Here is an 18,614-nt window from a genome sequence, read left to right as displayed (position 1 = left end):
TCTGCGTCACTCCCGGGTCACATGCGTTTCGCTCGCCGCCTGCAGGGCGCGCTGCGTCACCAGAGGGCCGAACAGCTCCTGCAGCACCATCATGAACGCCAGGACCATCAGCACCTGGCGGGCGGGTTCGAAGCCGTAGAGGCGGCTCTGTTCCAGCAGCAGGATGGCGAAGGCCGACATCGGCGTGAGCGCCAGGCCGGTCAGCAGACCCTTGCGCTCGGTGCTGCCCGACAGGCGCGCCGCGGCCACGTTGCACACCACCTTGGTGGCGATGCGCACGACGATCAGCACCAGCCCCAGCAGCAAGCCGCCACCGATCTCGCTCCAGTCCAGCAGGGCCGCGATGTAGACGAACAGGAACAGCGTCAGCATGTCGCCCGCGGTGCCGAAGCCGCGCTGGGCGTTGGTGAGGTGCACGCGGCGTTCGCGCGCCACGATGCCGAAGGTCAGCGCGGCCAGCAGCGGCGAGAGCTTGAGGCCGTAGGCCATGGTGGTCAGCAGCACCACCGCGAGCGCGAACACCAGGGTCACGTCGCGCTCCTGGATGCGCTGCGAGCGCAGCAGTGCGGGCATGCCCACGCCCAGCAGCGCCCCCACGGCGACCGAGGTGACCAGCACGTGCACGCTGCCGAAAGCCGCCAGCACCAGGTCGCCCGAGGTCGAGAGGTGCCAGTAGCCGATGACCAGTTTGAGCGCCAGTACGGCCACCAGGCAGTTGATTGCGCACAGGTGCAGCACGCGTTCGGTCACCTGGCCGGCGCTGCGCATCTCGTTGGCCACCCGCACGATGCCGGCGGGCGAGGCGGACACCGACAGCGCCGCGATGATCAGCCGGGTGTCTGTGGGCAGCGTGAACAGCCCCGACACCCAGTACACCGTGGCGAAGGTCAGCACCGACTCCACCAGCCCCAGCGCCAGCACCCAGGGGTTGTGGCGGAACCAGCGCAGGTGGATGCGGTAGCCCAGCTCGAACAGGATCAGCGACAGCGCCACGTTGGCCAGGAAGGGCAGGCCCGGCACGGCGTCGGTCAGCCCCGGCAGGTTGATCAGGCTGGCCACCAGGCCCACCGCCACATAGCTGGTCACCCGCGGCAGGTTGGCCCATTCGTGCAGCCGCTCGCCCAGATACCAGGCCACCAGCAGCACCAGGGGCCAGGCCATGGACTGAAGAAGAAAGGGAAAGTCGGTCACCATGCAGAAAAAGAATGGTTGGAGGGCGGCGCCCCGGCCCCCGGGTGTACCACCCCGGGAAGGTGCTGTCATGTAACAGGACGAAACCCCTCAGGGGGCGGCGGCCTCTTGACGCCAGTGAAAACGCTGTTCCAGCAGGCGCGGTTCGTCGAAATGGCGGCGGCCAACAAAGGCCGTCGGGTGCCGCCCCCACTGCCGCATCGCGCCGGGGCTCTCGATGCCCATGGGCCAGAACAGGACCCGTTCGCCGCGCTCGGTACCCGGCATGATGCCATGGGACCCGAACGCACTGCGATGGCCGCCGTCCGCCGTGGGCAGACTGCGCAGCTGGTCCTCGTGCTCCAACGAATAGGTCGTCCCCGCCGCGCCTCCCTCATCGGCGGCCACACCGACCAGCTGGTGGTCCGATGCGCTCAGATGCACCCGCAGGCGCTGGCTCGGCGCGAGCTCGGGCAGTGTGGCCGGCACGAACGCCCATTCGATGCGCGCCGACGGCGGCGGGCGCAGGTCCATGCTGCGCGCCGGCACGAACACGTGGTAGCAGCCGCAGCCGTGGATGCTGTCGAGCATCAGCGGCCGACCGCCTTCGTCCAGGGTCATGCGCAGCACCACCGCATCCACTCGACCGGCCAGCAGGTCCAGCCCGTGGCGCGCCGGCCGCTCGGGAAACCACAGGCTGTAGACCAGCTGCAGCAGCACCCGGTCGCCGTAGCGCGTGTGGGCGATGCGCTGGTAGAGCACCGGCTGCGCGGTCTGGACCTCGGGCGCCGGGCCCTCGCCCCAGCGCAGCCAGCCGGGCCGGTCGGCGTCGGAACGGGTCTCGATGTGCACCACCGGCGCGTAGGCCTGCAGCAGGCGGCGGGCGGTGTCGGCGTCGGGTGCCGGAATACCGAGAGCGTCCACCGGCAGCGGCGTCCACGGCACCGTCGCTGCGGCCCCGGTCGCGGGCCGGTAGCGGGCCCAGCCCGGTGCGTCCGCGGGCGGCGAGGCCATCCAGCGGCTTTGCCAGTGCCGCAGTTCGCGCTCCACACCCGAGAAGAACGGCCACTGGCTCAGCGGGTAGAGACCCAGCGTGCGCAGCGCAACGCTGTAGTCGTCGGGCACCAACGCGGCGTCGCGCAGCCGGCGCCGGGCGGCCTCGTCGGCCGACAGCGCCTGCCAGAGCAGCGGGCCGCAGGCCTTTGCGCGCGCCTGGAGGTCCTCGCGGTCCACGGCGCCCAGCGCGTCCACGGCGGCGCGCGGCAGGTTGCGAATCTCGGCCCTGCGCGCCACCTGGTCCAGCGCCATCAGGCGGTCGCCCCAGGCCTGCCAGCGCGCAGCATCCTGCAAGGCCTCGTCGCGGAAAGACGCCAGCAGGCGGTCGACGCGGACGAAGGGGAAGCCGGCGATGCGGGCCGCGCCGCCGTCGCGCACCGCATGCGCATCGGTCTGTTCGTCGAGCTGCTGCAGCCACCGCTGGCAGGCGGCCACCGGTTCACCTTCGTCGGCGCCGCGGGGCACAGGCGACGCGCACCCTGCCAGCACCACCACGGCGGTGGCGAGCAGGCGCGAAATCACGGGCTTGCAAACCATCGCACGATGGTAGCGGCCGGCCTCGCCAGCGCCGAAGGTCTGGTTACACGCCCGCAATGGCGCAGGGTTACCATGCCGCATGACCCCAACCCGACGCCTTTCCCTCGCCCGTACCGTTGGCCTGCCGCTGCTGCTGTCGCTGACCGCCCTCGCGTCCCACGCCCAGTCCACCCCCGCCACCGCCCCTGCGGCCGCCGCGGCGCCCAGCCCGGCCAAGAAGGAGCTGATCCAGCGCGTGCTCAAGCTGCAGCAAGGCGGCATCGAGCGGCTCGCCACGGCCATGACCGAAGAACCCGCACTGCTGCTCGCCGACCGAGCCTCCGAGATCATTGCCGCCAAGGTGCCCAAGGATCGGCAGGAGACCGTCGCCAAGGAAGTCCAGTCCGAGCTGCAGAAGTACCTCAAGGACACCGTGCCCCTGGTGCGGCGCAGCGCCCAGCAACTGGCGCCAGCCACCATCGGCGCGGTGCTGGAAAGCAAGTTCAACGAGGACGAGCTGCGCGAGATCGTGGCGATGCTGGAGTCCCCCGCGTACGGCAAGTACCAGCAGCTCAGCGGTGAGATGCAGCAGTCGCTGCAGGCCAAGCTGGTGTCCGACACCCGGGCCACCGTCGAGCCCCGCGTGCAGGCGCTGGAGAAGACCCTGGGTGAGCGTCTGAAGGCCGCCACCTCCGCGGCGGCCGCCACACCCGCCAAGCCCGCGGCCAAGCCGGCCGCCAAGTAAGCCCCTGACCTGAGCCCGCACGCCGCACACGCGGCGCGGGCCTCAGACCGCGAAGCGCTCGCGCAGCGGCTGCAGGCCCAGTTCGTCGACGATCTGCAGCAGGCGCTCGCGGGCGCGCTGCCGCTGGCCCTGCGGCCCGTCGTGGCGGCGCGCCAGGATCAGCTCGTTCTTCATCGAGTGCTCCCAGCCCACCAGTTCGGTGACCGTGACCTGGTAGCCGTGGGCTTCGAGCTGCAGGCAGCGCAGCACGTTGGTGATCTGGCTGCCGAACTCGCGTGTGTGCAGCGGGTGCCGCCAGAGTTCGGCCAGCGGTGTTCGGGCGAGTGACAGCGCCTTGTGCTGGCGCATCACCGAGGCCACCTCGGCCTGGCAACACGGCACCAGCACCATGAAGCGGGCCTGCTTGGCCAGACCGAAGGCGATGGCGTCGTCGGTGGCCGTGTCGCAGGCGTGCAGCGCCGTCACCACGTCGATCTGTGCCGGAAGATCAGGGTGGTCCAGCGCCTGCTGCACCGTGGTCGCCAGAAAACCCATGCGCGCGAAGCCCAGCCGCTGCGCCAGCGCGCGCGACTTCTCCACCAGCTCGGCGCGCGTCTCGACCCCGTACACCCAGCCGACCGGCTTCGACTTGAAGAACAGGTCGTAGAGGATGAAGCCGAGGTAGGACTTGCCCGCGCCGTGGTCGGCCAGGGTCACGTCGCCGCGGTCCTGGAGCACCTCGGCCAGCAGCGGCTCGATGAACTGGACCAGGTGGTAGACCTGCTTGAGCTTGCGGCGGGTGTCCTGGTTGAGCTTGCCCTCGCGCGTGAGGATGTGCAGCTCCTTGAGCAGTTCGACGGACTGGCCCTCACGCAGTTCGGGCAGTTGCTCCTGCAGGCTGGGGGCTTCTCGGGTGCGGCGGGCGGCTTTGGGCATGGCTGGATTGTCGCAGGCGGTCACAATCGGCGCATGCACGCCACCGACCCGCGACACCCCTACGAAGCCCTCACGCCCGATGTCGTGCAGGACGCGCTGGCCAGCCTCGGCCTGTGGGGCGACGGTCGCCTGTCGGCTCTGAGCAGCTACGAGAACCGGGTCTACCAGGCGGCGCTGGAGACACCACTGGACGCCCACGCACAGGTGGTGCTCAAGTTCTACCGCCCGGGTCGCTGGAGCGAGGCACAGATCCTCGAAGAGCACGCCTTCGCGGCCGAGCTGGCCGCCGCCGATGTGCCGGTGGTGGCGCCTCTGGTGATCGACGGCCGCACGCTGCACCGCCACGGTGGCTTCCTGTTCAGCGTGAGCCCGCGGCGCGGCGGCCGGCGACCCGAGCTGGAGGACTTCGAGGTGCTGGAGTGGACCGGCCGCTTCCTCGCGCGGCTGCACACCGTGGGCGCCGCCCGGCCCTTCGTGCACCGCCCGGCGCTGGACGCTGCCAGCTTCGGCCACGAGCCGCGCGACTGGCTGCTGACGCACGAGGCCGTGGCGCCCGAGGTGCGCACCGCCTGGCGCCAGGCGCTGGACGAAGCGCTGCAGATCATCGAATCGCACCCCGCCCTGCGCCCGGTCCGGGCTTCGGCCACCGAGGACCGCGTGGCCCTCATCCGCCTGCACGGCGACTGCCACCCGGGCAACATCCTGTGGACGCCCGAGGGCGAGCCCGGCGCCGGCCCGCACTTCGTCGACCTGGACGACGCACGCACGGGACCTGCCGTGCAAGACCTGTGGATGCTGCTCTCGGGCGAGCGGCGCCAGCAGACGCAGCAGCTGGGCGCCCTGCTCGATGGCTACGAACAGATGCGCGACTTCGACCGGCGGGAGCTGGCCCTGATCGAGCCACTGCGCACGCTGCGGCTGGTGCACTACAGCGCCTGGATCGCACGGCGCTGGCAAGACCCGGCCTTCCCTATCAACTTCCCCTGGTTCGGCAGCCGCGACTACTGGCAGGGCCAGGTGGACATGCTGGTCGAGCAGATCGAGGAAATGCAGAAGCCGCCGCTGGTGGTTTGACCCTTTCTTCATAAAGGTTTCTGGCAATTAAATTGTGTGCAATTAAATTGCCAGCTACAGTTCACGCCATGCCATCCACAACACCCCTCGACGAACGCGCCCTGCTGCTGGACAACCAGCTGTGTTTCGCGCTCTATTCGGCCTCGCTGGCCATGACCAAGCTGTACAAGCCGCTGCTGGAGTCGATGGGCCTGACCTATCCCCAGTACCTGGTCATGCTGGCGCTGTGGGAGCGCGACGGCGAAACCGTCTCGGCGCTGGGCGAACGACTGCACCTCGACTCGGGCACCCTGACCCCGCTGCTCAAGCGACTGGAGGCGGCCGACCTGGTCTCGCGCCTGCGGGACACCACCGACGAACGACGCGTGCTGATCCGCCTGACCGCGGCCGGTCGACGGCTCAAGGCCCGGGCGGCGCGCCTGCCCGCCTGCGTGATGCAGGCCGCGCAGTGCAACCTCGACGAGGTCACTGCCCTGACCCGACAGATCCAGACGCTGCGCGACCGGCTCAGCGCCTGACCCCTTCACCCACCCGCTTGCTGCGCAAGCTTTTCATGAAAGACCCGACCATGGCCTCTCTCGACAAAGTTCTCTACACCGCCCGCACCCACACCACCGGCGGCCGCGACGGCGCCTCGCGTTCCGACGACGGCCGTCTGGACGTCAAGCACACGCCGCCCGGCGCGCCTGGCAACGGCACCAACCCCGAGCAGCTGTTTGCGGCCGGTTACTCGGCCTGTTTCATCGGCGCCATCAAGGCCGTGGCCGGCAAGATGAAGCTGACGGTGCCGGCCGATGTGGCGGTGGACGCCGAGGTGGACCTGGGCCCCGTGGGCCAGGCCTATGGCATCGCGGCGCGCCTGACGGTGCACCTGCCAGGCATGGACCGCGCGCAGGCCCAGGCCCTGGTCGACGCCGCCCACCAGGTCTGCCCGTACTCGAACGCTACCCGCGGCAACATCGACGTGACCCTCACGCTGGCCTGATCAGCCGCGCTTCTGGATCGTTCCGGCCAGGTGCCGCTCGCGGAAGCGGCGCATGGCCCGGAACAGCACCGGCGGCATGTAGTCCTGCGACACGCGCCAGCGCAGGCCGCCGATGCGCTCGTTCGGGCGCTCGGCAAAGATGGTCGTGTGCGCACCGTTCTTCTCTTCGTCGGGCCGCCCGTTCGTGTAATAGAACAGCGCCAGCGACTTGCGCGAGTCGCCTTCCGGGCAGGTCAGCGGGTCCGGATGGCCGTGGAAAGTGTTGCTGGTTGGCGAGAAGATCGCCAGGCGGTTGAACACCGGCAGGATCTTGGCGCCGCAGTACGTCACCTCGCGATCCCACAGCTCCAGGCTGCCGCCGTACTCTTCCTTCCAGTTCTTGTTCATGTAGAAGATGACGTTGATCCGGCGGTCCAGGAAGTTCTGGTCGTGCTTGTTGAAGTCGGCGTGCAGCTTGAGCAGGCCGCCGCGCGGCGTCTGGTGCAGACCGCCGCCCCGCATCGAAGGATCGGCAATCATGTTGTCGATGCCGGTGACCTTTTCAAGGAAGCGCAGGAACGGCGCCGAGTTGAACTGGTAGAGCATCTGGCGCGTCACCGGCCCGAACTTGGTCTCGTCCACGCACACCAGCTTGCGCTCGGCCGGGCGGTTGTAGTTGTGCCACTCGATGTCCTGCGCCCTGGGGAACTCCTGCCACATCGCCTCGGCGATGTCCTCGGGCAGGAAGTTGTCGAACGCCATGTGGTTGAACGGCGTGCCGAGCTTGTACTGGGCCTCGCCCTCGATGGCGAGTTGTTCGTAGCGGGGGTCGTCGAAGACGAAACGGTTGGACAGTTCGGGGCGGGACACGGAGGACTCCTGAGGGTGCCGGGACGGTGGTCCCGTGAAACATCCCTTCAGCGACCGGCCCCCCTTTTCAGGGCGTGGCGGCAGGCGTCTTGTGCGCTTGCATGCGGCGTCCGAGCACGCCGAGCAACACGGTCAGGGCATCTCCGAGCAGAGTGGTCAGGCGCATGCTCACGGCCAGCCCGGCGGCCACCGCAGCTCCGGTCAACGGAGTGAAGAGCACCACCATCATCGCCTCGCGCACCCCGAGACCACCGGGAGAGCCTGGCACCACATAGCCCACCACCCAGGCGCTGCTGTAGAGCAGCGCGATGCTGAACCAGTCAATGTCGGGACTTGCGAATAAGTATTCCGACTGCAATTTCACTACATAGCCCTGCTGCATGAAGTTGATCAAGATCAACAGGGACACGAACAGCGCGGTGCGCAGTTGCGGCAGGCGCAACAGCCGGCCGCCGCCAATCTTCATGCTCAGCCTGGGCAGCAGGGTGTTGAGCACCTTGATGCCCAGCCAGGGCGCCACCAGGGCCAGCGGCAGGATCCAGACCAGCTTGGAAGCGAAGGCGGGTGCTGCCGCCCCGTCGGCGGTGTGCAGGTCCCACAGCACCACGGTGCCCAGCAGGGCGAGCAAGCAGCTGATCACCAGGTTCCAGATGCCCTCGAACACCGCCGTGCCCACCGCGACACCCACGGGAATGCCGGTGGACTTGGCCAGCACGCCGCGGCCGATGAACTGACCCACATTGCCCGGCAGGTACTTGCCCAGCTGGGAAATGAAGAACACCTGCACCGCCAGCCGCGTGGGCACGCGGTGGCCCTGGTCGGACATCAGCAGGCGCCACACGTGGGTGCCGAAGAAGTGGGCCAGCACCACGCTCATCATGCTGAGCAGGCCGACGGCCACGGTGGCCAGGTTGAGGGGAATCGGCGGCAGCTTCTCCATGTGGATCATGAAGGCGCGCACGAAGAACACGATCGACGCCACGACGGCCGCATACATCAGCCACTTGAAAACGGTCTTGGCGTATTTCATGGAAACCCGTGGGAAACAAAGCGAAGCGGCGCTACAAGGCGCCGCACAACCCCACAAGTGTAGTCGCCGGGTGGTGGCCAGCCACCACCCGGACCCTGACGCAGATCAAGCCAGGCTGCCCAGGCGCTCCATCGCGTCGGCCAGCCAGTCCTTGGGCAGGGGCTCGTCCTTGGCCGGCGCAACCATCCAGCCTTCGCCAGCCGAATGGAGGCCGAAACGCCCCTGGGTCCAGAGTTGCCAGGCCAGCCAGGCGCAGTCGTGGGCCGAGGCCGGACCACCGGCGGGTGCGGTCAGCAGGGCCGTGCAGGGCTCGGTGCGGGCGAGATGCAGCACACCGTCCCGGACCTCTGCGCCCAGGACAGCCGCCAGCTGCGCCAGCGCATGCGCATCGTCCTGCCGGGCGCCGAACCGTTCCAGCCAGGAGCGGACCTGCAGCGCCACCCCGGCGCCCCGGCGCGCCTCGGCCTGCTGCAGGTCGGCGTGGTCCCATCGGTGCCAGTCCACCGCCGGCTCCTGCGCACCCACCCACAGGGCCGCCTGCGCAAAGCGGAACAGCGCGCGCTCGTACGCCGCCGGGTCGGCACCGGCGCCGATCACGAGCAGGGACGACAGACGGCCCGACACCAGGCGAGCCTGCTGGGCCAGCATCTTGTCGCGCACCAGTTCGTCGCGCTCGCTGCGCAGGGCCGACAGCTCCAGTGCGTTCTTCAGGTCGGAGCGCAGGCTCTCCAGCTCCCAGGGCTTGGCGATGTAGCGGTAGATCTCGCCGGTGTTGATCGCATCAATGGCCTCGCCGATCTCGGAATAGGCTGTGGTGAGCATGCGCACGATGTGCGGGTAGTGGGTGCGGGCGTGGCGCAACAACTCGTTGCCGCGCTCACCGGGCATGCGCTGGTCGCACACCAGCACGGCGATGTCGGCGCCGTGCACGCTGAGCACCGCCCGCCCCTCGTCGACCGAGTTGGCGGTCAGCACCGGGGCCAGCGGCCCCACCAGCCGCTCAAAGTACTTGAGGGCGATCGCCTCGTCATCGACGTACAGGATCTTCTCGGGTTTCATCTGGATACCTCATGGTGTTGTTCTGTGTCCGTGGCACCAAAGTGCAGGCGGACCGCGGTGCCGCCAGCGGGCGGTGACCGGACCTCGACCGTCCCGCCCACGGATGCCATCACCCGCTGGCAGAAGACCAGGCCCATGCCGCTGCCGCCACTGGCCGACCGGGTGGTGACGGGCTCCCGGGTCAGCCGGGCCAGCACCTCCGGCGCAATGCCCGGACCGTTGTCACTGATTTCAATGACCGCCCGGTCCGGCGTTCCTGCGACCACGATGCGGATGCGGGGTTCGGCCGGCGGTGCCGAATGCAGGGCCAGCAGGGCATTCTTGACCACGGTGCACAGCACCAGGTACAGCAGGTCGCGCTGGCCGGGCAGGACGAAGTCCTGCAGCAGATCGCAGACCAGCCAGCCGGCCTCATCGCCATCGAAAGGATAGCCCTCGCGCACCGATCGCACCAGATCACTGGCCAGTTCGCTGGCGCTGCCGTCGGCGTGATAGGCGTCGCGCGCGGTGCGCACGAAGGTCGCCACCAGGGACTGCGCATAGTCGGTGCGGCGCAGGGCCGCGTCCAGCATCGCGCCGATTTCGCCGGGACGGCGCTGGGTGAGACAGACCAGGTCGGTGTTGCCGCACAGAGGGGCCTGCTGGCGTTCGCGCATGGCGTGCAGGTAGCCGCTGACGGTGGCCAGCGGCGTGCCCACCTCGTGCGCCAGGAATCCGAGCGTCTCTCGCAGGGCCTCGTCCCGCCGCTGCAGCAGGGTCTGCTCGCGCAATCGCTGCTGGCAGGCCGCCAGAGCCTCGCGCAAGGCCCGCCGGGTCACCGGTTCGTCCAGCGGCTTCTCCAGGATCCGCCCCACATGGCCCAGGTTGACCGCCGCCATCGCCACGTCCTTGTCGGCATAGGCCGACATCAGCAGCCGCGACACCAGGGGGTGCCGCTCCCGGACCTCGGCCAGCAGGGCCACACCGTCGCGTTCGGGCATGCGGTAGTCGGTCAGCAGGACGGCGACCTCGTGCCCCTGCCGGTCCAGCAGCTCCAGTGCCTGCCGCACGCTGGCGGCGGTTCGCACGTCGAACTCGTCGCCGTAGGAGCGCGCAAACCACTTGAGCGCCTGCGGTTCGTCGTCGACCAGCAGCACGGCACGGGCCAGCGGGGGAACGGAACCGGAACCCGGCAGGTCGGATTTCATTGGGGCGGCCTCGGCAGATCGAACGAAAACTCGGTCCATTCGCCGAACACGCTGTCGACGGACAGGATGCCGCCGTGCCGCTGCACGATGCCGTAGCTCACGCTAAGCCCCAGCCCGAGGCCGGCCCCCACGTCGCGGGTGGTGAAGAAGGGCTCGAACACCCGGCCGATGTTGGCCGGGTCGATGCCGTGCCCGTTGTCCCGCACCGAAATCCGCAGCCGCTCACCCTCCGGCGCCACCCGCACATCGATGCGCGGCTGCGCCCGCTGCACGGACTGCATGGCGTGGGCGGCATTGCTCAGCAGGTTGATCAGCACCCCGATGATGGCCGGCTCGTCACCCATCACATGGGTGTCCTGGGGCAGGTCGAGCGCCAACTCGATGCCCTTGAGTTCGTAGCCGGCCAGGCGGATGGCCGAGCGCACCGCGTGCTCCAGCAGGAAGGGCCGCTGGCTGTCGTCACCGGGCTTCTGATAGGCAAAAGTCTTGAGGTCAGAGACGATGTTCTGCACCCGGGTCAGCCCCTCGCGCGCGTCGTCCAGGCTCTCCTTGAGCATCGGGTCGGTCTTGGCCGAAGGCACGCTCAGGCCCATGTTCACCGCCATCAGGGCGTAGTTCACCGGGTTGTTGAGCTCGTGCAGCAGCCCGGCCGAGAGGGTGCCGATGGCGGCCATCTTCTCGCGCTGGATCAGCTGGCCCTTGACCTCGGCCAGGGTGCGGTTGGTCTCCTGCAGCTTGTCGTTGTTCATGGCCACCTCGTGCTGCAGCTGGAACAGGCGCAGCCGCGCCCGCTCGTTGAACCAGGTGCAGACCGCGCTGGCAATGGCCGAGAACAGGATGAACAGGCTGTTGGTGTAGAGCTTGCCGGGTTCGGCCACGCCGTCGGGGTGGAGCGTGCAGGCCATCAGGTAGAGCACCAGCGTGAGCACACCGAAGCCGATGCCCTCGAACAGCGTGATCGGCAGGATGATGCCCACCGCGTACATCGCCAGGTGCAGGCCGACAAAGTAGATCGAATCGACCCCGCTGGTCAGCCAGATCATCCAGGCGATCATCACCTGCGGCAGCACCAGCCAGGTCATGGTGAGCACCCGCACCTGCTGCGCCCCCACCCGGGTGTAGAGCAGCATCAGGATGCCCAGGGTCAGGCAGGCCACCAGCAGACGCAACAGGAAGAACTCGGTCAACCACTCCGGATAGGAGAAATAGTCCAGACCCACCCCCGCGAGCACCAAGCCGATGGAGGTGATGCTGCCGGCCTTGCTGTAGGCGAGCCGGAACGCCGACAGCTGACGCTCGTAGGACGCGGTGTCCCTGGCGATCATGCAGTGTCCAGGGGGCCGCGCCCCGGCAGCGTGGTTTCCGCGAACACGTTGACCCCGGTCTGGTCGGTGTACAGGTCGATCGCCGCCCCGACCTCGGACATCACGGACATCATCTGCGCCTCGTCGCGGTAGATCAGGTGCCACTCCAGCAGGTGCTCCATGCCATGGCGTTCGGGGTTGCTCGAGTGCACATTGGTCAGCAACATGCGCGCGCCCGGAGCGGAGCGGGACATGAAATAGCGGATCAGCCGGGTGCAGACCTTGTCGGACAGGTAGTCGAACAGGCCCGCGCAGTAGATGAAATCAAAACCCCGGCCGCCTTCCAGCGCCTGCGACTGGGCCGGGCGCTTGAGCAGGTCGTGCACCGACTCCTGGACATAGTTCACCTCGACCCGCCGGCCGGTCTCGGCCATCACCGCGTCGATGCGCTCGCGCGTGTAGTCCAGGGTCTCTCGGCTGAAATCGAGCAGGGTGAAGCTCAGGCGGCTGAGGTCCGCGCCGGAGGCGATCAGCCGCTGCAGCTCGACCGCCGGGCCGCAGCCGACGTTGAGGATGCGCACCTGGCGCCCTTCCCGCTCGCCCAGGGCCACGGCACGCCGGAGGTAGTCGACCAGGATGTTGATGCGGTTGCGGTGCGCCTCGGCCACCGCCGCCCGCAGGAAGGTCGCGTTGACCAGCTGGATGTAGGTGCTGCTGCCCTGCCGCGGGTCGCCCAGCAGCTGGTTGACCATCTCGTAGTCGCCGGCATAGCCCAGCGGCTTGGCAAAGGTGCGGTAGACAAAGGGCGCCCGCAGCACCAGCGGATGCAGCGCCGCCTGGGCGTAGCTGCGGTGCAGCAGCGCGTCGTCCGCCGGCACGCTGGCGGCCTCGCTTTCCAGCCGCACCAGGAAGCTCTTGCCCTTGGTCATCAGGGGTTCGGCCATGGCCCAGAACACGGCATCGGTCAGCCGGCCGTCCTCGCCCTTGGGCAGCGAGTCCAGCATGTCGGCCTGGTCGATCCAGCGCGCGGTCTCGGACAGGAAGGCCCGGAACTCGCTGACCGCCACCTGGTAACTTTCCTTGACCCGGAAGCGCTGCTCCCAGTCCTCGACAAAACGGGCAGCCTCCATGCCAACCTCCCGCACATTGCCACGGGCCAGATTGAGGTCCGACCACTCGTCAATCAGGGCCAGCGAGACCACCGCCATCAGGCCGGTGTTGAGCAGGCTCACCACCACCGCCTTGCCCTGGTAGATGGCGCGCTCGCCGGAGCGGATCACCAGGTCGCTGAGCACCTCGCTGACCTGGACGATGGAATAGGGGTTGTAGATCTCCATCACCAGCGAGCGGCGCTGGAGACTGGTCAGCGTGCCGCGCGCGGCTTCGCCTTGGCTGTTTCGGAAGGTGACAACAGGATCAAAGGGGCGCTGGGGTTGCACGGTGGTTGGATGTCAACGGTGGTGGGGCGAATCGCCCCGATCGGAAGCTCCCAATCTGCCAGTGTAGTCATCTGCGACCTGTTTCACGGGCGCAACTGTCGTCCAAACGCCGTTCGGGCGCAAAAAAACCCGGGCCGGATACCGGACCGGGTTTCAGACCTTATGCACTCGATTTCCGTAGCGCTCAGGCCAGCAGCGCGTTGACCCGCCGGACGTAGGCGGCCGGGTCGTCGGGCAGGCCGCCCTCGGCCAGCAGCGCCTGGTCGAACAGGATGTGCGCCAGGTCGTCGAAATGGGCCGCGCCGTCGAGCTTGCGCACCAGCGGGTGCGACGGGTTGACCTCCAGCGTGGGTTTGGCTTCCGGGGCCTTCTGGCCCGCGGCCTTGAGCATGCGGGCCAACTGGCTGGAGAGCTCGCCCTCGCCCACCACCAGACAGGCGGCCGAATCCACCAGCCGGGTGGTCACGCGCACGTCGCTGGCCTTGTCCTTGAGGGTTTCCTTGAGCTTGTCGAGCACCGGCTTGAAGCTCTCGGCCGCCTGCTCGGCCGCCTTCTTCTCTTCCTCGTCCTGCAGTTCGCCCAGGTCCACCGCGCCCTTGGCCACGCTCTGCAGCGGCGTGCCGTCGAAATCGGGCAGGAAAGACAGCGCCCACTCGTCGACCCGGTCGGTCATCAGCAGCACCTCGATGCCCTTCTTGCGGAAGAGTTCGAGCTGCGGGCTGTTCCTGGCCGCCGCCAGCGTGTCGGCGGTGATGTAGTAGATGGCCTTCTGGCCGTCCTTCATGCGGGCCTTGTAGTCGGCCAGCGACACGGTCACCGCGTCGCCGGTGGTGCTGGCAAAGCGCAGCAGCTTGGCCAGCTTGTCGCGGTTGGAGAAGTCCTCGCCCAGGCCTTCCTTGAGCACGGCGCCGAACTCGGCGTAGAAGGCGGCGTACTTGTCGGCGTCCTTGGACAGGTCGTCCAGCATGGTCAGCACGCGGCGGGTGTTGCCCTCGCGGATCGCCTTCACGTCGCGGCTTTCCTGCAGCAGCTCGCGGCTCACGTTCAGCGGCAGGTCGGCCGAATCGACCACGCCCTTGACCCAGCGCAGGTAGGCGGGCATGAGGCTCTCGGCCTCGTCCATGATGAAGACGCGCCGCACATAGAGCTTGATGCCGGCCTTGCGGTCGCGGTTCCACAGGTCCATCGGCGCCTTGGACGGGATGTAGAGCAGCTGGGTGTACTCGGTGCTGCCCTCGACGCGGTTGTGGCTCCAGGCCAGCGGGTCGGCCTGGTCGTAGCTGATGTTCTTGTAGAACTCGGCGTACTGCTCGTCGCTGATGTCCTTCTTGCTGCGCGCCCACAGGGCGTTGGCGGAGTTGGCGGGCTCCCACTCGTCGCGGGTGATGTACTCGCTCTTCTCGGCGTCCCACTCTTCCTTCTGCATCAGGATGGGCAGGCTGATGTGGTCGGAGTACTTGGTGATGAGCGACTTGAGCTTCCAGTGGCTCAGGAACTCGGTCTTGTCCTCGCGGATGTGCAGGGTGATGGTGGTGCCGCGCGCGGCGCGCTCGATGGTCTCGACCTCGAAGTCGCCCGTGCCGCCGCTGGTCCAGCGCACGCCTTCGGCGGCCGGCAGACCGGCGCGGCGCGACTCGACCACGATCCTGTCGGCCACGATGAAGCCCGAATAGAAGCCCACGCCGAACTGGCCGATCAGCTGGGCGTCCTTCTTCTGGTCGCCGCTGAGGTGGCTCATGAAGTCGCGCGTGCCGCTCTTGGCGATGGTGCCCAGGTGTTCGACCGCCTCGGCCTGGCTCATGCCGATGCCGTTGTCGGTGATGGTGATGGTTTTCGCGTCCTTGTCGAAGGCCACCCGCACGTCCAGGTTGGGCGCGTCCTCGAACAGCGCGGCGTTGTTCAGGGCCTCGAAGCGCAGCTTGTCGCAGGCGTCCGAGGCGTTGGAGACCAGCTCGCGCAGGAAGATCTCGGGGTTGGAATACAGCGAATGGGTGACCAGGTGCAGCAGCTGGGCCACCTCGGCCTGGAAGGAGAGGGTCTGTTTGCTCATGTTCTTTGAAAATCGTCAGAAGGTATGAGGGCCATGCCACCCGCTCCGGACCGGCCGGGTGGCACTCGCGAGGGCGCAATTATGGGCAGGCCGCGCGATTTCAAGCCGGGGTGTCAAGCCGGCGCGGCCAGCCAGGTCTGCAGCTGGGCCGCCACCTTCGGGCTGGACAGCAGGTCCAGGTGCCCGGTCCGGAACACCGTGCACTGGTGCTCGGGCGCCAGCGCCAGCCGCATCGACGGGTCTTCGTGGCGGCCCAGCGCGCTGTCCAGCGGCACCAGGCCGTCGCCGGTGAGGCGCTCGGCCAGCCGGCTGCGTTGCCCGGCCAGCGTGGCCGCCACCGCATAGCAGGCCACGCCCTCGGGCAGCGGCAAGGGCTGGCGGTGGTCGGCGCCCGAGGCAAAGCGGTCGCGGCCCTGCCAGTCGGCGTCCTGCACATGGCCGTGGCGCAGGTCGGTGATGCCCGCGCTGCGCAACTGGCCCAGCCGCGCGAACGGTGCGGTGAAGGGGTTGGCGGCCAGCAGCCAGTCGGCCCCGTGGCCGGCGCGCTCCAGCGGCGCGCCGTGGTGCGGCGTGCCCAGGAAGACCAGTTCGCGCAACAGCTGCGTCCACGACAGGCCCGCCGCCTGGCCCACCGCCACCGCCGAACGGGCCACCAGCCCGCCCATGCTGTGGCCCACGATCGTGATGCGCGCCGGCGGCACGGGCCAGGCGGCCACCAGCTGCTCCAGCAGCAGCGCCAGCGCGCGCCCGCTGACCGAAATGTGCAGGCCGCTGTTGTAGCGCAGGTAGATGGGCGTGGCGCCCAGCGCCTGCGCCAGGAACGCCCCATGGTCGTGCCCGCTGCGGCGCCATTGCGCGTCGTTCATGCACAGGCCATGAACGAGCAGCAGGATGTGCGGACCGGCGCCGGGCAGCTCTTCTTTCAGCGAACCAGGCGACAACGACAGCGGCACGCCGCCGGCGCGCAGCTCCATCGCCTGCGCCAGCGGGTTGCCCAGTGCCTGCAGCCGGTCGCCCAGCACGCCGTTGAGTGCGGCCAGCACCGTCTCGCGCTGCGGCGAGGCCTCGGGGTGGGTCGCCGGGTCGTCCAGCAGCGGCAGCAGCACGCCCAGCGCCGCGTTCGTGCCCCAGCCCGCCAGCCGGGCCACGCCGCGCACGGCCTGGTAGATCTGCCCCGTCAGGCCACCGGTCTGCTCACCCGTCGTGCCACCGGACAGCCCCAGCCGCCGGTGCACCGCCTGGTGCACGCCTTCGGCGATGTTGATCACGCCGTGGGTGCCCTGCACCGCCAGCTGGGCCGCTGCCTGCAAGTCGGTCGGACGCACGTGGCGCAGCAGGGCCTGGCGCAGCGGTCCGGTCGGAGTGGGCTTGGTCATGCGATCGTGGGCGCCGGGCTCAGAACCGTTCGTCTCCGCCCAGGTAGCGCCACTGCCCCACCGGCAGATTGCCGAGCATCACGCGGCCGATGCGGATGCGCTTGAGACCGACCACATGAAGGCCGACCTGCTCGCACATGCGGCGGATCTGGCGCTTCTTGCCTTCCCTGAGCACGAAGCGCAGCTGCTCGGGGTTCTGCCAGTCGACCTGCGCTGGCTTGAGGGGCTGATCGTCGAGGCTCAGGCCGTGGCGCAGCAGGGCCAGGCGCTCGGCGGGGAACACGGCTTGCACGTCCTGCGTCACCACGCCGGCGCCCTTGGGGCCGTTGGGCGCCCAGTGCACGCGCACCAGGTACTCTTTCTCGACGCCCGAGTCCTCGCCGATCAGCGTACGGGCGACGCGGCCGTCCTGCGTGAGCACGAGCAGACCGGTGGAGTCGATATCCAGCCGGCCGGCCGGCGCCAGCCCGCGCGTGTGCACCGCCTCGAAGCGGCGGCCGCTGCGGTCATCGCGCCAGTGGCTCTGGGGCTTGATGAGCACGGCGGCGCTCTCGTGGCCGTCTTCGGGCAGGCCGCTCACATAGCCCACCGGCTTGTGCAGCAGGATGGTGACCTGCCCGGCCTGCTGGTGGCGCGCCTGCGGCAGCACCTCGACCTGCGCGTCGGGCGGCACCGGCTGGCCCATGACGGCGGGCTGGCCGTTGACCAGCACCCAGCCGCGCGCAATCCATTCGTCGGCCTCGCGGCGCGAGCACAGGCCCAGTTCGGCCATGCGCTTGTTCAGGCGGATCTCGCCACGCACGTTGCCCACGCGGGCCAGGTCGGGCCGGGTGTCGCGCGGCGGGCGGGACGGCCGGGGTGCCTGCGATGGGCGGCGGGGTGCGGTGTCGCCCTGCGGGTTCTGCGCCGCCCAGGCGGCCTCACGCGCCGCACGTTCGGCCTTCACTTCAGAGAGGGGTCGGGCCCGGGCCGGGCCGCGCGGGCGCACGGGTGCGCGCGGGGCCGCCGGCTTCTCGGCCGGGGCTTTGGCCTTGAGCTGCAAGGTCTTGGGTTTGTCGGTCATGCCCCGATGATCCCATGGCCATGCCGGCCCGCTACAGCTCCCCGGACCGCAGCGACGAAAGGTCCAGCACCCGCAAGCCCCCGTACTCCACCCGGATCCAGCCCTTGTCGGCCAGCGCCGTCAGCGCCTCGTTCACCCGCTGGCGCGACAGGCCCACGAGGTAGGCCAGCTCCTGCTGGGTGATGCGCAGCACCCCGCCGACGTTGGGTGAGAGCAGCGGGTGGAACAGCGCCGCCAGGTTGCGCGCCACCCGCAGGTCGGGGCTGGAGATGCGGTCGATCTCGCGCGCGGCGATGAACTGGCCCAGCCGCTCGTTGAGCTGGTTCATCACGAAGCGGTTGAAGCCGATCGAGTGGTCCAGCAGCCAGTGGAAGGTGTCCACCGGCAGGCCGGCCACCCGGCTCCTGCGCAGGGCCTGGATGTTGTAGCGGTAGGCCTCGCGCTTGAGCACCGTGCCCTCGCCGAACCAGCCGCCGGGCGCGACGCCGGTGAAGGTGATCACCGCGCCCTGCGAGTCGTCGTTGCTCATCTTGAGCAGGCCGTCGAGCAGGCCGAACCAGTAGGTCGCGGGCCGCCCGATACGGCAGATCAGCTCACCCACCTGCACCTCGTTGACCACCAGGGCGTCCAGCGCGCGCTGGCGCTCGGCCGGGGTGAGGCTGTTCAGCCAGGGGATTTCGCCCAGCTCGTCCAGCGACGGCGGGCGGGCGGTGGCGCGCAGTGTCGCGCCGGAGCGCAGAGGGGTGGTGGACGGCATGACGAGGGCCTCTCACAGGGGACATCGGGGCCGGACGGC

Annotated in this window: 17 protein-coding genes; 4 read left to right on the top strand and 13 right to left on the bottom strand. The window is 69.1% G+C overall.

Translation table 11 applies throughout. From position 1 onward, the window contains the following. Nucleotides 1–6: 6 nt before the first annotated feature. Both BC358_RS01190 and BC358_RS01185 read right to left on the bottom strand, forming a co-directional pair. A complete protein-coding gene (locus BC358_RS01190) occupies nt 7–1,161 on the bottom strand; it encodes a cation:proton antiporter (protein WP_179129990.1) in 1,155 nt (384 codons plus the stop codon). A 120-nt stretch (nt 1,162–1,281) separates the two neighbouring features. After that, nucleotides 1,282–2,763, bottom strand: coding sequence for a hypothetical protein (locus BC358_RS01185; RefSeq protein ID WP_079364342.1), 1,482 nt, complete (start codon nt 2,761–2,763; stop codon nt 1,282–1,284). Between the two features lie 79 nt (nt 2,764–2,842). Between BC358_RS01185 and BC358_RS01180 the strand changes: the two genes are divergently transcribed. Then, on the top strand, nt 2,843–3,487 hold the full coding sequence (locus tag BC358_RS01180) for a hypothetical protein (RefSeq protein WP_079364341.1): 645 nt from the start codon (nt 2,843–2,845) through the stop codon (nt 3,485–3,487). 42 nt (nt 3,488–3,529) lie between these two features. Here BC358_RS01180 and BC358_RS01175 read toward each other — a convergent pair whose 3' ends face one another. Then, complete coding sequence (locus BC358_RS01175) at nt 3,530–4,402, bottom strand: SAM-dependent methyltransferase (RefSeq protein ID WP_079364739.1); 873 nt, start codon at nt 4,400–4,402, stop codon at nt 3,530–3,532. Between the two features lie 33 nt (nt 4,403–4,435). On the opposite strand from BC358_RS01175, the gene BC358_RS01170 reads away from it, so the two are divergent. The 3 genes from BC358_RS01170 (at nt 4,436) to BC358_RS01160 (ending at nt 6,461) form a co-directional block, all read left to right on the top strand. Next, entirely contained in the window at nt 4,436–5,476 is a 1,041-nt protein-coding gene (locus BC358_RS01170; protein ID WP_079364340.1) for a serine/threonine protein kinase, read from the top strand. A 68-nt stretch (nt 5,477–5,544) separates the two neighbouring features. Next, nucleotides 5,545–5,994 carry a MarR family winged helix-turn-helix transcriptional regulator gene (locus tag BC358_RS01165; RefSeq protein WP_066153866.1) on the top strand — a complete coding sequence of 150 codons (450 nt, stop codon included), beginning with the start codon at nt 5,545–5,547 and terminating at the stop codon, nt 5,992–5,994. A 50-nt stretch (nt 5,995–6,044) separates the two neighbouring features. Next, nucleotides 6,045–6,461: an organic hydroperoxide resistance protein gene (locus BC358_RS01160; protein WP_066154081.1), complete on the top strand. Its 417-nt coding sequence runs from the start codon at nt 6,045–6,047 to the stop codon at nt 6,459–6,461. Here BC358_RS01160 and BC358_RS01155 read toward each other — a convergent pair whose 3' ends face one another. From BC358_RS01155 to BC358_RS01110, 10 genes are all read right to left on the bottom strand, one after another. Next, complete coding sequence (locus BC358_RS01155) at nt 6,462–7,310, bottom strand: 2OG-Fe(II) oxygenase (RefSeq protein ID WP_079364339.1); 849 nt, start codon at nt 7,308–7,310, stop codon at nt 6,462–6,464. A gap of 67 nt (nt 7,311–7,377) precedes the next feature. Next, on the bottom strand, nt 7,378–8,340 hold the full coding sequence (locus BC358_RS01150) for a lysylphosphatidylglycerol synthase domain-containing protein (protein ID WP_079364338.1): 963 nt from the start codon (nt 8,338–8,340) through the stop codon (nt 7,378–7,380). A gap of 105 nt (nt 8,341–8,445) precedes the next feature. Next, entirely contained in the window at nt 8,446–9,399 is a 954-nt protein-coding gene (locus tag BC358_RS01145) for a response regulator (protein ID WP_079364337.1), read from the bottom strand. Next, nucleotides 9,396–10,586: a hybrid sensor histidine kinase/response regulator gene (locus BC358_RS01140; RefSeq protein ID WP_079364336.1), complete on the bottom strand. Its 1,191-nt coding sequence runs from the start codon at nt 10,584–10,586 to the stop codon at nt 9,396–9,398. The genes BC358_RS01145 and BC358_RS01140 overlap by 4 nt, the downstream gene beginning before the upstream one ends. Further along, nucleotides 10,583–11,911 carry a sensor histidine kinase gene (locus BC358_RS01135; protein ID WP_079364335.1) on the bottom strand — a complete coding sequence of 443 codons (1,329 nt, stop codon included), beginning with the start codon at nt 11,909–11,911 and terminating at the stop codon, nt 10,583–10,585. The genes BC358_RS01140 and BC358_RS01135 overlap by 4 nt, the downstream gene beginning before the upstream one ends. Further along, on the bottom strand, nt 11,908–13,329 hold the full coding sequence (locus BC358_RS01130) for a bifunctional 2-polyprenyl-6-hydroxyphenol methylase/3-demethylubiquinol 3-O-methyltransferase UbiG (RefSeq protein ID WP_079364334.1): 1,422 nt from the start codon (nt 13,327–13,329) through the stop codon (nt 11,908–11,910). Before BC358_RS01130 ends, BC358_RS01135 begins: the two co-directional genes overlap by 4 nt. A 184-nt stretch (nt 13,330–13,513) precedes the next feature. Continuing rightward, nucleotides 13,514–15,379, bottom strand: a complete 1,866-nt coding sequence (gene htpG / locus BC358_RS01125) for a molecular chaperone HtpG (protein WP_079364333.1) — start codon at nt 15,377–15,379, stop codon at nt 13,514–13,516. A gap of 113 nt (nt 15,380–15,492) precedes the next feature. Next, on the bottom strand, nt 15,493–16,755 hold the full coding sequence (locus tag BC358_RS01120) for a permease (protein ID WP_079364332.1): 1,263 nt from the start codon (nt 16,753–16,755) through the stop codon (nt 15,493–15,495). 19 nt (nt 16,756–16,774) lie between these two features. Further along, nucleotides 16,775–17,818, bottom strand: a complete 1,044-nt coding sequence (locus tag BC358_RS01115; protein ID WP_256861397.1) for a pseudouridine synthase — start codon at nt 17,816–17,818, stop codon at nt 16,775–16,777. Between the two features lie 31 nt (nt 17,819–17,849). Continuing rightward, entirely contained in the window at nt 17,850–18,575 is a 726-nt protein-coding gene (locus BC358_RS01110) for a Crp/Fnr family transcriptional regulator (protein ID WP_066153891.1), read from the bottom strand. Nucleotides 18,576–18,614 lie beyond the last annotated feature (39 nt).

The organism is Hydrogenophaga sp. H7, from assembly GCF_002025745.1.
Classification (GTDB): Bacteria; Pseudomonadota; Gammaproteobacteria; order Burkholderiales; family Burkholderiaceae_C; genus Hydrogenophaga; species Hydrogenophaga pseudoflava.
Note: the sequence above shows the minus strand (reverse complement) of the source record. Positions and strands in the feature narration are given on the sequence as shown.

Coding starts and splice junctions, on each gene's coding strand:
- BC358_RS01170 (WP_079364340.1), top strand. CDS start 4,436: ATGCACGCCACCGACCCGCGACACCCCTACGAAGCCCTCACGCCCGAT.
- BC358_RS01115 (WP_256861397.1), bottom strand. CDS start 17,818: ATGACCGACAAACCCAAGACCTTGCAGCTCAAGGCCAAAGCCCCGGCC.
- BC358_RS01135 (WP_079364335.1), bottom strand. CDS start 11,911: ATGATCGCCAGGGACACCGCGTCCTACGAGCGTCAGCTGTCGGCGTTC.
- BC358_RS01145 (WP_079364337.1), bottom strand. CDS start 9,399: ATGAAACCCGAGAAGATCCTGTACGTCGATGACGAGGCGATCGCCCTC.
- BC358_RS01160 (WP_066154081.1), top strand. CDS start 6,045: ATGGCCTCTCTCGACAAAGTTCTCTACACCGCCCGCACCCACACCACC.
- BC358_RS01180 (WP_079364341.1), top strand. CDS start 2,843: ATGACCCCAACCCGACGCCTTTCCCTCGCCCGTACCGTTGGCCTGCCG.
- htpG (WP_079364333.1), bottom strand. CDS start 15,379: ATGAGCAAACAGACCCTCTCCTTCCAGGCCGAGGTGGCCCAGCTGCTG.
- BC358_RS01190 (WP_179129990.1), bottom strand. CDS start 1,161: ATGGCCTGGCCCCTGGTGCTGCTGGTGGCCTGGTATCTGGGCGAGCGG.
- BC358_RS01165 (WP_066153866.1), top strand. CDS start 5,545: ATGCCATCCACAACACCCCTCGACGAACGCGCCCTGCTGCTGGACAAC.
- BC358_RS01175 (WP_079364739.1), bottom strand. CDS start 4,402: ATGCCCAAAGCCGCCCGCCGCACCCGAGAAGCCCCCAGCCTGCAGGAG.
- BC358_RS01185 (WP_079364342.1), bottom strand. CDS start 2,763: ATGGTTTGCAAGCCCGTGATTTCGCGCCTGCTCGCCACCGCCGTGGTG.
- BC358_RS01120 (WP_079364332.1), bottom strand. CDS start 16,755: ATGACCAAGCCCACTCCGACCGGACCGCTGCGCCAGGCCCTGCTGCGC.
- BC358_RS01110 (WP_066153891.1), bottom strand. CDS start 18,575: ATGCCGTCCACCACCCCTCTGCGCTCCGGCGCGACACTGCGCGCCACC.
- BC358_RS01140 (WP_079364336.1), bottom strand. CDS start 10,586: ATGAAATCCGACCTGCCGGGTTCCGGTTCCGTTCCCCCGCTGGCCCGT.
- BC358_RS01150 (WP_079364338.1), bottom strand. CDS start 8,340: ATGAAATACGCCAAGACCGTTTTCAAGTGGCTGATGTATGCGGCCGTC.